Raw genomic sequence first — 13,125 nt, 5'->3', positions numbered from 1 at the left:
AAGTCATGAAAATTGCTCTTTACGCGGGTTCTTTTGATCCTCTTACAAATGGTCATCTTGATGTTTTGAAAGGGTGTTTTGTGTTAGCTGATAAGGTGGTTGTCGCTATAGGGATACAGGCTGACAAAAAAACACTCTTTAGCTTCGAAGAGCGTGTTGATTTCATTACGCAGGTAGGGAAAGACTTATTTGGTGCAGATTCTAATCGATTGCAGGTTCTTTCATTTAGCAACCTTCTCATTGAGAAGGCGCGTGAAGTTGGTGCTTCATTTCTCATTCGTGGATTGCGTGATGGTACTGATCTTGATTATGAAATGCAAATGGCAGGAATGAATGGTGTTATGGCTCCTGAATTGCAAACTGTTTTTTTGCCGGCAAGTGTTTCTGGGCGCGCGATAACTTCTACATTGGTACGCCAAATTGCCTCTATGGGAGGTGATGTGACACCATTTGTACCGCCCAATGTTGCACAAGCTTTAAGCTCGAAATACCAATCTTTTAGGGGAGAATAAGTGTGTCTCGTAGAATTTTTGCTGTTTTGATATGTGTGTTTTGTTTTTTTTCATTGTTCGCTGTCGCTGGTAATTCTAGCCCAGCAAATGACGCAAATCTTCTTATTTTATCTCTCAAAGATGGTGATGTCATTATTCGTCTGCGTCCTGACTTGGCGCCAAAACATATTGCGCAAATCAAAAGATTAACAGAGGAGGGGGCCTATAATAATGTTGTGTTTCATCGCGTTATTCCTAATTTCATGGCGCAAACTGGTGATGTAGAATTTGGAAAAAAAGGCAGTAGAGATTTTGATCTGAAACGCGTTGGTATGGGTGGCTCAAATTATCCCAATATACCGGCAGAGTTTTCAAAACAGCCGTTTAAGCGTGGTACAGTTGGGATGGCACGATCACAAGATCCGGATTCCGCGAATTCTCAATTCTTCATTTGTTTTGAGGATGCTGCTTTTTTAAACGGTCAGTATACGGTTGTTGGAGAGGTTATAAAGGGGATGGATGTTGTTGATAAAATAAAAAAAGGTACGACAAGTAATAATGGATCTGTAAAAAATCCTGATGTTATTAATGCTGCTACTTTACAAGTTGAGAAATGAATCAAGGGAGCTTTCCATATGGCTGAGAATAAAAATCCAGAGAATACTTTAATTCTTGAAACAACAAAGGGCAGAGTTGTTATTGAGCTTTTTGCTGATTTGGCACCTTGTCATGTTGCACGTATTAAAGAACTGGTACGGGAAGGTGCTTATGATAATGTTATTTTCCATCGCGTTATTGATGGTTTTATGGCGCAAACAGGGGATGTGCAATTTGGAAAGAAGGATAGTGAAAAATTCAATTTATCACGTGCTGGTATGGGGGGGGCAGAAAAACCAAATTTAACAGCAGAGTTTTCAAATCTTTCTCATAAGCGTGGTACAGTTTCTATGGCACGGAGTCAGAATCCAAATTCTGCTAACTCTCAGTTTTTTATTTGTTTTGCAGATGCTCCGTGGCTTGATCGTCAATATTCCATATGGGGGCAGGTTGTTGAAGGTATGGAAAATGTTGATAAAATTAAACGTGGTGAACCTGTTGCAGATCCAGATTCAATTACCAAAGCCATTATTGCTGCAGATGTAGAATAGTATAAACTATACTGATTTCAATTGTAAGTTTCTAAGAAAAAATACTCTTTTCTGATCAATAAAGGCACACGAAACTCTTTTGTAGTATCACGCTTACCTTTTATAATTTCGAGCTAAGCATTGTCCATATATTTTCTTCAATCGGATCTTCCTGAAGAATATAACGCAACGGATTTGTACAAACACCTGTCAGAATAAGAAAACGCAAAGTCTGTTGTATTATGGTTGTTGTTTGGCAAAGTGTTTTATAAAAAATTCGGCATTTCTCTTCAATCCATTGTCGGTCTTAATGGTTTTATGATGTTACTTTCCTAAGAGAGCGTGTGCTTTTGTTTCTGCTCGTAAATCAACATCCAATCCTAATGCAGAAGCATGTTTGAAACACATATTAAGACGGATAAGAGCTTTACTAGCTCATCCAGTTTTCCTAGCAAGGTGGAAAACCAGCATTTATATATATTGGCGTAATCTTTAAAATAAGAAGACGGTTTAATCTTAGAAGAATATAATAAAGGCGCAGAAGTGAAACAAATGGCTAGTCTTGCCATCTCCTTTTTAATTCAACTTTACTTTTTTAAAAGTATCTAACGCAATATCTTTTAAATAATGAAGATTATGCATGGACTTACGCTTTTATTTTTCTCGTTTTTTAATAGAGGAATGCTCCAAACGGAATACACTTGTGTTGCGTATTTACGTGTTTTTTTAAGAAGCATTTCTCAGTACATATCAACGTTCACTTCCACGATGATATTCATGGCATGTATAGTTTTAAAGCTATAAATAGTATAAAATCTATTATGCACCACCTTCTTTAAAGCTTATGACGGAGCAAGCGGGTACCATCATACGCTTTTTCAGCCTCTAATGGTACGATAGAGCTTTTGGTATTTGAGAATCTTTACAAAAAGCATTTTTAGTTTTTTAAAGTATTTTTATTTACACGTTAATTTCTTTTGTGAATTATCTTAAATGCTAAGAGCTATCTCAATATTGTGAGTGGATAAGTGACTATGCTCATTTGCGCTTTTATTAAGCGTGAGGATCGCTGTGTCCAGTAGATGAAAAATTTTTATCTGTAAAAGTTAAAGAATATGTAAGCTGTACAATGCGTTCAAAATTTTCTTCTATGGGTACAAAGTTACTGCTTATGGAAGTATGTGAAGATGAAATTATTGTGATAATAATTTTGCAGTTCTGTTAAGGCTTTAGTGCGTTAAGCGTAGGTATTTTGTGGTATGATATTATAAGGATTTTACTATTTTTCTAGAGTTAGATTATCACTTTTATTATGGTGATTTCTTAACAAGAAATGTTCTTTTATCTCGTTTAATTTTTGATGCTGGTTACAATATTGAGCGAATCAAAAATTAATTCATAAAGCTTTTGACAATGCTCGTAAGGGGATATCTTTTTTCTTTCTATAGAGATATGCATTGATGGAATCAAAAAGACGAGAGTTATGATAAAGACATTTCATTATAGAAAAATTGCTCAAGATGGGTATGCACGTCGAGGCGAAATTATAACGGGGCGAGGATGTGTTCGTACACCCGCATTTATGCCTGTTGGGACGGCAGGAACCGTTAAGGCTATGTATATGGATCAAATTCGTGATCTTGGTGCAGATATCATTTTGGGGAATACTTATCATTTAATGTTACGTCCAGGAGCTGAACGTGTTGCGCGTTTGGGAGGATTACATGAATTTTCACGCTGGAGCGGACCTATTTTAACCGATTCTGGTGGCTTTCAGGTTATGTCATTGGCGGGAATCCGTAAAATTACTGAACAAGGTGTGATTTTTCGTTCTTACATTAATGGAGCTTACTATGAAATGAGTCCAGAGCGTTCTATCGAAATTCAAGAACTTCTTGGTGCGGATATCCAGATGCAGTTGGATCAATGTATTGCATTACCCGCAACTGAAAAAGAAATGGAAGAAGCTATGGAACTTTCATTGCGGTGGGCGCTGCGTTGTAAAACAGCTTTTGGAGATCAGCCAGATAAAGCATTGTTTGGGATTGTTCAAGGTGGTGATAATATGAAACTGCGTGAACGTTCTGCTCAAGCATTAAAAGAAATAGATTTAAAAGGTTACGCTATTGGAGGGCTTGCTGTTGGTGAGCCGCAGAGTGTTATGACAGCAGTATTGGATACTACTTGTCCGATTTTACCAGAGGATAAACCACGCTATCTTATGGGAGTAGGGACACCTGATGATATTTTACAAAGTGTTGCTCGTGGTGTTGATATGTTTGATTGTGTTATGCCGACGCGTGCAGGACGTCATGGTTTAGCTTTTACCCGCTTTGGTAGAATTAATTTGCGTAATGCGCGTTATGCAGAAGATCCACTTCCTCTTGATCCACAGTCACTTTGTCCAGCAGCACATAATTATAGTTGTGCTTATTTGCATCATTTGATTAAATCTGGTGAATCTCTTGGGGGGATGTTGTTGACGTGGAATAATCTTTTTTATTATCAACAACTTATGCAGGGAATTCGTGATGCCATTGAGGAAGGCTGTTATGCTGATTTTTGCGCTGAAACGCGTGCTCTATGGGCACAAGGACGCTAAAATATTAATCGTAATATAGCACCTCATTTTTTTATTGAATTTATTCTCGCACTTACAAATTTAGCTAAAAATATGAAATTAGAAACATCTTCCAAAATTATAAAATTCCACTATCTTAAGATATAACAGTGCGGTTTTATAGGGTACATATTCTTTTCTAATTACTATATAAAACAGAAACTGTTACTCCGGTACGCGCTACCTGATCCGGAGAAAAACAGTTTTTCTGTTTCTGATGACTGTTTACAGCAACAATGTTAATGAGGCGTTAGCGAACTCTTAAAGAAGTATGAAAATTGTACTTTTATGAGCTACTTTGTGTTTTTTATTACTAAAGGTAAAGAATGGGTTATATACAATCGAACAGATAAATTTTTAGAAAAATTAAAATAAAACTAAAATAAAATTACAACATTTAAAATGTTATAATTTTATTTTTTAAGTTTTTATATATAAATTTAAATATTCTTTAAAATAGATTTATGTAATATTATTAATTATAATAAAAATATAGATATAATGTCATAATAAATTAAATATTAATCACGGTAATTGTCTTATTTATAAAATATCAATAAATATACTTATACAAAATTTGTTATATTTGTTTTTTGCTTTGTTTATAGAATTTATCTGAAAATAATCATAATATATTTACGTGAATATTTTAATTTACAGATAGTGAGTTAGATATCTGATGCGATTCCTCTGTTAGATGAGGGAGGGGTAAAGATGTCTAAAAGAGGGTATTTAATAAATCTAGAAACCAAGCACTATTATCATGAGAATTTTTAAAAGACTCTATAATAATTTATAAGAATGGCCTAAAGTTGAAATTATAACTTATCGATTTGGGGGATCTGCATTTAGATAGCAAAAATAAAGCAACAATAATTGGGGGAGAGGTTTTATCTTTGTATCAAGATAATGATGAGATATTGTTCACTTGTTTGAAATGCATTATTCAGCAAATTTTAGAATTATTTATAGGGTATATTATATCGTTTTAAAATAAAGCTTTCACTGTAAAATTACAATGGCTGAAAAGAGGAGACAAAGTTTATTATCTGGCAGATCTGATAGAAATAGGTGAATACGTCTATGATCTTGAGGTTTTCAAAGATTTTCCATTAAAGAATCTTACTTAAAACTCCATAAAATGCTTTATATATCAAAATATTTCTAAAACTTTATTGGGGACTATTGGGCATGCGTATAACAATGTTTTGAATTTTTGTTTGTGTGTATTACAGATATTTACAGTTAAAACTCCTATTCAGAAGTGATGATATGAGGGATTCTTATCAACAAAAGGTTCTTGTATTGGGAATTGATTCGAGAATACGACGTTTAATAATTTTAGCTCTTGCCGTGGGTAGTTTTGCTATTGGTACTGCAGAGTTTGTTGCAATGGGGCTACTGCCAGAGATGGCACGAAGTTCCTATGTTGATATTTCTACCGCTGGTCAATATATTTCTGCTTATGCATTAGGAGTTGTGATTGGAGCACCTCTTTTAGCTGTGGCAACAGCTCAGGTATCACGCAAAACTGTTTTGATAGGCTTGATGCTTTTTTATGCCTTAGCAAATATTGCTAGTGCCTTTGTTTCTGATTTTAGCATATTAGTAGTATTACGCTTTCTCAGTGGACTTCCTCATGGAATCTATTTTGGACTTGCGGCTATGGTTGCCTCTTCAATGGTAGAAATGAAAGAACGTTCTAAAGCTGTTGGATATGTTATGCTTGGCTTAACAATTGCAACCGTTTTGGGAGCACCCAGTGCTACTTGGATTGGTCAACTTATTGGTTGGCAGATTGCTTTTGTCCTTGTGGGGATGATCGCTTTATTATGTTGTTTGCTTGTTTGGAATTTTTTTCCTTGTAATTCAAGTTTTCCAAAAACGAATCCTTTGCAAGAAATGGGTGCATTAAAGCAAAAGCAGGTGTGGCTTCTTTTGTTGATGGTGTCGGTGGGAGCGTCAGGATTATTTTCTGTTTTCACTTATATCAAGCCAACATTAATGCATATTTCTGGTGTTTCACTTGAGTTGGTACCATTTATCATGCCGTTAGTTGGATTGGGTATGGTGGTAGGAAATCTCTTGGGGCCTAAATTGGCCGTTAAAATTGGTATTTCGCCGATGATATTTTTTTCTATGCTTTGGAGCGTATTTGTTTTTTTTCTTTTTTTCTTTTTATCCTATGCTCCGTTAACAGCGGCAATAGGATGCTTTTTTGTTGGAACTTCTTTTGCTGCTATGCCTTCTATACAAACAAAAATTATGGATGTTGCACTACAGGGGCAGATTTTGGCAGGAGCATTAATGCAGTCTGCTTTTAATATTGCCAACGCTCTTGGTGCAGAATCTGGAGCATTAGTTTTAAAATTGGGCTATAGTTATGAATATACAGCTGTTTTAGGAAGTGTTCTAACTTTGTGTGGATTAATGGTTTTTTGCGTCTCATGGTATATGGAGAAGCATGCTTAATATTTTTCATTTTTTAAATGAAGAAGGAATTTTTCTATTTATTTTTAGTTATTGGAATGTCCTGTTGGATTTTTCAATATGCAGTAAGAAATGCGCAGTGCTAATGGAATAGCAAGACAAAATAAAAGACCCATGAGCACTATAAGAAGAGTTTTTGCTGCTAAGATCATTCCTATTGTTCCTCCAGGATTAAAGAGGCCAGCAAGATTGGTGATGACTCCTGCTAGAGTTGCACTTAAGGCCGCTGAAAATAGTTGTACAGAGGTAAGGGATTCACTGGCACGGAGAGCATCTTCATCATTTGCACATTGTAAGATCCTTGTGAGCAAATGTGGCCATGCTATGCCCGCACTGATTCCAATAGAAAACAGTGCTAAGCAAATAATAAAAATATATTCAAGCGCGGAAACTTCTGTTGGGATGAGCCATAAAAGAATCACTATGCCTAACAGTTTTAATAGGGGCGAGTATACAATGATGTTGCGAATTTTTTTTGTGGAGACACCAGCACTTGAGATGGCTCCACATGTCCACCCTAGGCTCATAAGTGCTGCTATATAACCAGCAACAAGTGGAGCTTGCCCATGAAGCTCTTGAAGAAAAAGTGGAAAATAAAGTTCTATACTGTATACGACTGTTGTCATAACAAGTATCAATGCGTAAACAGAAAAGATTTCAGAAGAGAAAGAAAAGGATTTGCGGGGCAACATAGGATGAGGGGTAGATGATTCGATTTTTGCTAGAACAAAGAGAAGACTAAGTCCGATAACTAATCCGCAAATTTTTGCTATTGTAGACTCCATAGCCCCTCCAACAGAAATAATAAAAATCAATAAGGTGAGTGTGAAAAGCTGGAGAAGAGGAAGAGGGGGTGTTGGAACATCGTTTTCATTCTTTTTTGGTAAAAATTTAAAGGCGATGAGTGAGAAAAATATAGCTAATACGCCAATGATCAAAAAGGATGCTCGCCATAGCCCATAATATACAGAAAGCCCCCCGATTGCTGGTCCTAACAAGGTTGATATTCCCCACATTCCAGAGATAATACTTAATGCATGTGACCATAAAGATGGGCTGAAAACAATCCGTACCATGGAATAGGATAGGGATAACAAAGAACCACTTCCAAATCCTTGGATAAATCGTCCTATTAAAAACAATGGCATAGATGAAGAAATGCTGCACATAAAAGTGCCTAGGGTGAAGATAAGTCCAGAAATAACATACGCATTGCGAGGACCTAATTTCCCTAATATTTTTGTTGCAAGTGAAGTACCCACGAGTGAAGCTGTAATAAAGACAGTAGCCACCCAAGAATAATATATTTCACTGCCAATATGATTCATAAGAGAGGGTAAAATAGTAATAACAATATAAACGTTGGTGGCATGTAACACAACTCCACCTGTAAACGTTAAAAAGCAAAGACCATTTTTACCCAATAAAAGCGCAGACCAGCCCTGTTTTTTCACTGTTTTTTGCTATTTAATAAAAATCTATCCTCTTTTTACTTATAAGGTACTTCTTTGAATTTGCCAAGAGAAATTCAAAGCTCTGTTTAGAGCTTTGAATTTTAATTTAAGTAATAACTTAACTGCCCATTGCTTTTTTGAGATTCTCATCAATTTTATCGAGGAAACCTGTTGTAGAAAGCCACTTTTGTTTAGGCCCAATCAAAAGTGCGAGATCTTTGGTCATAAAACCTTCTTCGACGGTTTTAATACAAACTTCTTCCAATGTCGTGGAAAAGTTTTTTAACTTCTCATTGTTATCTAGTTTAGCACGGTGCGCTAGTCCACGCGTCCATGCAAAAATAGATGCAATAGAGTTCGTTGATGTTTCTTCATTCTTTTGATGCTGACGATAATGGCGTGTTACAGTGCCGTGTGCTGCCTCTGCTTCAACAATTTTGCCGTCAGGTGTCATGAGAACAGAAGTCATGAGACCCAGAGAACCAAAGCCTTGGGCAACAATATCAGATTGGACATCACCATCATAGTTTTTACATGCCCATATGTATCCACCTGACCACTTTAATGCAGAAGCAACCATATCATCAATAAGACGGTGTTCGTAATATAATTTACGGTTTTCAAATTCAGTTTTAAATTCCGTATCGAATATTTCTTGAAAGATATCTTTAAAACGACCATCGTAAGTTTTTAGAATGGTATTTTTTGTTGAAAGATAAACTGGAACATTCCGTTGTAGTCCATAATTAAAGGATGCGCGGGCAAAATCACGAATTGACTCATCAAGGTTATACATAGCCATGGCAACCCCTGCGCTTGGAGCATCAAAAACATCATGTTCAATAACTTGATTATCATCACCGACAAATTTAATACTTAATTTCCCTTTTCCTGGAAATTTAAAATCTGTTGCCTTGTATTGATCACCAAAAGCGTGACGTCCGATAATAATTGGCTTTGTCCAGTTAGGAACAAGGCGAGGGACATTTTTACAGATAATGGGTTCGCGAAAAATGACTCCTCCTAAAATATTGCGGATTGTGCCATTAGGTGATTTCCACATTTTTTTTAGGTTAAATTCTTTAACGCGTGCCTCATCAGGTGTGATGGTTGCGCATTTTATACCAACCCCATATTTTTTGATAGCATTGGCAGAATCGATAGTTACCTGATCATTGGTTGCATCACGATTTACGACGGAAAGATCATAATATTTTAGATCAATGTCGAGGTAGGGATGGATTAATTTATCTTTGATATATTTCCAGATGATGCGGGTCATCTCATCCCCATCAAGTTCAACAACGGGGTTTTCTACTTTGATCTTTACCATTAGAAATCCTTTTTCTTTTAAGCGATACTACTTGTATAACACTTTCAAGTTTATAATGAAAAGTAAAAACAAGGGAAAAAAGCATTCAAATATGAGCTTTTAGAATATATTATCAATAGAGTGTAAAATTTTGTTGGAGGGTTTAATTTTTGAAAAGAAGTGATGTGTTTGCAAATCTATAATTATTCGATGATTGATGAAGAATCTGTTTAATAGATAAGGTAGTTAGATCACCGGGGGACGGGGATTATGCATTTTTATTATCAGAGATTTCATTTAATAAGTTGATCGTATTCTGAATTATAGTTTCTTGATTTGTTGTGTTAGGTGAATAAGAAACTATTTTTATATTGCTATTTCAATTCTAAGCTTACGGTCTGTTTGTTTATAAAAAGTTTAATGTGATAACAAAGGCACTGTAATTAGAAATGCTTCATATAAAATGCGTTTGAGATAAACTTCAATTTTGAAGGTTGAAAAAAACGTATAAATGATGCGGCTGGTTTTAATTTAAAAATTAACAGCAGATGCGAAAATATGACTTATAAATTACCGTATCGCGAGCTAGAATCTTCTAATTCTTATGTTTTATCGATTCTTATTGTTATTAACTGTGTGCAGTAAAGCACTATCCTCGAAATGCAACAAAGAAATTAATCACCTAATGATTCTTGTATCCTTTTTACGAAGGAGATTCCTTTTAAAATCTTATTCCCTCATTTTTATTTATGCATCCCTCATTTTTAAAAACACAAATAAAATGAATATATTACACATATAAAAAAGAAACATGGTACGCCCAAGGGGAATCGAACCCCTGTTTCCGCCGTGAAAGGGCGATGTCCTAACCGCTAGACGATGGGCGCAAACCAATGATGAGGCTTATAGAGAGGATCTTTTTACTTCGCAAGCCCTCTGTGTCATTTTTTTTGAAAAAAGTGTGTTTTATTGAATAATTTTTGAGCGATTCCTGTTTGGATCATTTTATTTTCTAAGATTTTTTGTAGAAAAAATATAAAGTTATCATGATTGATAGAAAATTTTGATGTGGGTATTATCTCAGGGAATGATATTTTCAGTTTGAGGAGTAGGCAAAAATGATCAAAACAGCATTTTAAATGTATTTATTTTTTGCATATTTTATCGCTTGTTATCTTTGCTCACCACATGAGAATATTATTTAACTTGCTTGAAAGAGCCTTTATACAGAAGATTTCTCATTTGAGCTTATCATAAAACAAAAACTGTATAATTTCTGAAGTAGAAATACAATATTTATTACAAAATTAATAAATAATACGAATCATACAAAAGTTTTTTTGATGAATAATCCATAAATTATTTGCAGTTTAACAAAATATAAATAGATATCTGTATGATAAAAATGAAAATATTAAAGCAATTTTTATAGAATATATGAAAAAAATATTTTTTTATATTTACTTTTACATGTCTGTAAAATTTTTAAAATTAAAAACCATTCATTTGCTCTTTTACATATTGAGAAGGTTCTTGATTTGAAAATGAATTAGCGTGGATAAAGGGTAGATTGAGTTTTTTCTCATTTCAATTCGCTAGTTTTTCAGAGAGGTGGCAATAAGTTTAGATAAAATATTCGAGTTTTGTAAATTTATTCTCCATATTCATAATATTTCAGAATTATGGTATACACATATTAATTCTTGTTTTTTAATTTAATGTAAGGTTCTATTTTGATATATGGGTTCATTAATATTTTTGCATTAAAGATTTATAGTTTAAGCTATGGAATGGTAGGAAGGAATGTGTTATTATTGACTGAACTACTTTATTTTATCCATTCTCTTAATTTATCATATGAAAGAATGTTTTTTGTTCCATATTTGTCGATTTAGAAGAGATATTTTTATTCTTTCTTACTAAGTCTTCAATATTCTTTAACTTGTTATTGATTATTTTTTAGAACTTTTCTTTATGGCAACTTGCATTTATCAGTTTTACAGATTTTCATTCTGAATTAAATATTTTATAAGATTCTGAAATCTTTGAAGACAATAAATATTATATTTTTAGGAATGTTGATTGAATAAGCGGGGATAATTCTATTGGAGAAAATAAAGTGAATAGAGCGGGATATTTCTTTTGTTCTTATGGATATAGATATTCTTTGTGTTGATTGGCACATCATTTAAACGATTCTTCAATGAAGATAGGGATCAGTGGTTAGAATATGGCAGAAGCTTTAAAAGTTGGCGTTGCGGGACTTGGTACAGTTGGTACTTCAGTTGTTCGAACTCTATTTGAAAAAGCGAATAGTTTAGCTTGTCAATGTGGGCGATTCATCAAAGTTGTTGCTGTTAGTGCGCGTGATAAAGGTCGCAATCGTGGAATTGATCTTAGTGGTATAAAATGGTTTGATTCACCTGTGGAGTTGGCTGCTTCTGATGAGATTGATGTTTTTGTAGAGTTAATTGGTGGTGAATTGGATGTGGTGTATACCGCTGTTAAGAGAGCGCTTGAGGCGGGACATCATGTTGTAACAGCCAATAAAGCTCTTCTTGCTCGACATGGAGTAGAGCTGGCTATAATTGCAGAAAAAAAAGGTGTTTTTCTTCATTTTGAAGCAGCTGTTGCAGGGGGGATTCCTGTTATCAAAGCGATGAGAGAATCACTTGTTAGTAATCGCATATCGCGAATTTATGGTATTCTCAATGGAACCTGTAATTATATATTAACACGTATGTTTACGGAAGGTCTTTCATTTAAAGATTGTTTAGCAGATGCACAGAGACTTGGGTATGCTGAAGCAGATCCAAGTTTTGATATTGAGGGAAATGATACTGCTCATAAATTAGCTTTGTTGACAAGCTTGGCATTTGGAACTGCTGTTTCGTTAGATGATGTTTATGTTGAAGGAATTCATAATATTTCGCAAATTGATATTCGAGCAGCTGATGAATTGGGGTATCGGATTAAGCTTTTAGGGGTTGCATTAAAAACGGATTCTGGAATAGAGCAACGCGTTCATCCAACAATGGTACCAACATCCTCAATGATTGCACAGATAAATGGTGTAACCAATGCTCTTTCTATTCAAAGTGATTTATTAGGTGAATTACTGTTTTCTGGTCCTGGCGCCGGAGGAAAGGCAACAGCATCAGCCGTTATTGGTGATTTGGCTGATATAGCAAAAGCACGTTCTGGTTTTCAGTATGCACCTGTTTTAAGACGTCCAGCATTAGAACTTGCTCCTCATAAAAAAGCACGTATTTCGCATCATGCAGGTGGTTATTTTATTCGTTTAAATGTTCATGATCGTACTGGTGTTTTTGCCGAGGTCGCAAGGCATATGGCTGATAATCACATCTCATTGGAGTCGATTGTTCAAAGATCTTTTGTAGAAGATCAAATTGAAAAAACAATTATTTTAATTACGCACGAAACAACAGAGGTGAATGTACGACAGGCACTTGCAGAAATTGAAAAAGATGGACATCTTGTTGCAAAATCTCAATTTATTCGTATTGAACCTATGGCAAAGAATTGATAACTTTCTTGATAATAAAAAAAGCACGCTTGAGTTCTTTTATCTCTTGTGGAAAATTTTCATCTTTGCCAAAAAACTTTATTC

At 34.8% G+C, this 13,125-nt stretch carries 8 protein-coding genes and 1 tRNA gene; 6 read left to right on the top strand and 3 right to left on the bottom strand.

All coding sequences use genetic code 11. The annotated features are described in order from the left end of the window. Window positions 1-5 precede the first annotated feature (5 nt). The 5 genes from coaD to ACFINI_RS03425 all read left to right on the top strand — a co-directional run bounded on the left by coaD (window position 6) and on the right by ACFINI_RS03425 (window position 6,710). Window positions 6-512: a pantetheine-phosphate adenylyltransferase gene (coaD, locus tag ACFINI_RS03445; protein WP_375611518.1), complete on the top strand. Its 507-nt coding sequence runs from the start codon at window positions 6-8 to the stop codon at window positions 510-512. A gap of 2 nt (window positions 513-514) precedes the next feature. Further along, the gene (locus ACFINI_RS03440; RefSeq protein WP_375645830.1) at window positions 515-1,108 is read left to right on the top strand and encodes a peptidylprolyl isomerase; all 594 of its coding nucleotides are present in this window, start codon (window positions 515-517) and stop codon (window positions 1,106-1,108) included. Between the two features lie 18 nt (window positions 1,109-1,126). Continuing rightward, window positions 1,127-1,639, top strand: coding sequence for a peptidylprolyl isomerase (locus tag ACFINI_RS03435; RefSeq protein ID WP_375611520.1), 513 nt, complete (start codon window positions 1,127-1,129; stop codon window positions 1,637-1,639). Window positions 1,640-3,101: 1,462 nt separating this feature from the next. Further along, window positions 3,102-4,220, top strand: coding sequence for a tRNA guanosine(34) transglycosylase Tgt (gene tgt, locus ACFINI_RS03430; RefSeq protein WP_375645826.1), 1,119 nt, complete (start codon window positions 3,102-3,104; stop codon window positions 4,218-4,220). Between the two features lie 1,290 nt (window positions 4,221-5,510). Beyond that, on the top strand, window positions 5,511-6,710 hold the full coding sequence (locus ACFINI_RS03425) for an MFS transporter (protein WP_375645822.1): 1,200 nt from the start codon (window positions 5,511-5,513) through the stop codon (window positions 6,708-6,710). A 44-nt stretch (window positions 6,711-6,754) separates the two neighbouring features. Here ACFINI_RS03425 and ACFINI_RS03420 read toward each other — a convergent pair whose 3' ends face one another. The 3 genes from ACFINI_RS03420 to ACFINI_RS03410 all read right to left on the bottom strand — a co-directional run bounded on the left by ACFINI_RS03420 (window position 6,755) and on the right by ACFINI_RS03410 (window position 10,381). After that, entirely contained in the window at window positions 6,755-8,182 is a 1,428-nt protein-coding gene (locus tag ACFINI_RS03420) for an MFS transporter (RefSeq protein ID WP_375621399.1), read from the bottom strand. A gap of 118 nt (window positions 8,183-8,300) precedes the next feature. Further along, window positions 8,301-9,515 (bottom strand): NADP-dependent isocitrate dehydrogenase, encoded by a 1,215-nt coding sequence (locus tag ACFINI_RS03415; RefSeq protein ID WP_375645818.1) that lies wholly within the window; start codon window positions 9,513-9,515, stop codon window positions 8,301-8,303. Window positions 9,516-10,306: 791 nt separating this feature from the next. After that, a tRNA-Glu gene (locus ACFINI_RS03410) sits at window positions 10,307-10,381 on the bottom strand. 1,343 nt (window positions 10,382-11,724) lie between these two features. Here ACFINI_RS03410 and ACFINI_RS03405 point away from each other — a divergent pair. Then, window positions 11,725-13,041, top strand: coding sequence for a homoserine dehydrogenase (locus ACFINI_RS03405; RefSeq protein ID WP_375645814.1), 1,317 nt, complete (start codon window positions 11,725-11,727; stop codon window positions 13,039-13,041). Window positions 13,042-13,125 lie beyond the last annotated feature (84 nt).

This window comes from Bartonella sp. AA56HLJMS, from assembly GCF_042197145.1.
In the GTDB taxonomy this organism is placed as follows: domain Bacteria; phylum Pseudomonadota; class Alphaproteobacteria; order Rhizobiales; family Rhizobiaceae; genus Bartonella.
Note: the sequence above shows the minus strand (reverse complement) of the source record. Positions and strands in the feature narration are given on the sequence as shown.